Below are 612 nucleotides of genomic sequence, written 5' to 3'. Positions count from 1 at the left end.
ATCCCCGCCTCCATCCTGGGACTCACCAAGTTCGTCAAGACCTTCAACATCGCCCTGACCGGACGAAACCTGCTGATGCTGCGGCCAAAGACCAACGTCTTCACCGACCCCGAGTACTCCCTGGACAACTCCAACGCACAGGGCACCACCAACGAATACCAGACACCCCCAACCCGTTTCTACGGTTTCCGCGTGGGCATTGGTTTCTAACCTCAATCAAGACAAGACCATGTTTAGCAAAAAAATAGCCATCGGATCTCTCGCTCTGCTGCTCGCCGTCTCGTCGGGTTGTAAAGACGAGTTCTTCGACGTCAACAACAACCCCAACCAGGTCACGGCCGCCACCCCCGAGCTGGTGCTGCCCAACGCCCTGGCCAACACGGCCACCTACTACCAGACCAGCTTCACGTTTCTGAATCTGTGGATGGGCTACTGGAACTACAGCGGCAACTATTCGATCGCCACCTCGGACAAGAACTACCAGTTCACCAACACCTTCAATCAGGCCATCTGGAACAATGCCTATACCAACCTGAAGAACTACAACTACATCGAGCAGCAGTCGGCAGCCCAGAACCAGCCCTATCTGCAGGCGATGGCCAAGATCATGAA

At 55.2% G+C, this 612-nt stretch carries 1 protein-coding gene and 1 pseudogene; both read left to right on the top strand.

Annotation, left to right across the window (positions count from 1 at the left end; genetic code table 11):
• Positions 1 to 210: hypothetical protein (locus tag J2I46_RS32675; protein ID WP_207333315.1), on the top strand; the 210-nt coding region annotated here is incomplete at its 5' end.
• Between the two features lie 19 nt (positions 211 to 229).
• Positions 230 to 612 (top strand): annotated as a pseudogene (locus J2I46_RS32670) (SusD/RagB family nutrient-binding outer membrane lipoprotein); the annotation flags it as partial.

Origin of the sequence: Fibrella forsythiae (genome assembly GCF_017353175.1) — a bacterium.
Lineage (GTDB): Bacteria > Bacteroidota > Bacteroidia > Cytophagales > Spirosomataceae > Fibrella > Fibrella forsythiae.
Note: the sequence above shows the minus strand (reverse complement) of the source record. Positions and strands in the feature narration are given on the sequence as shown.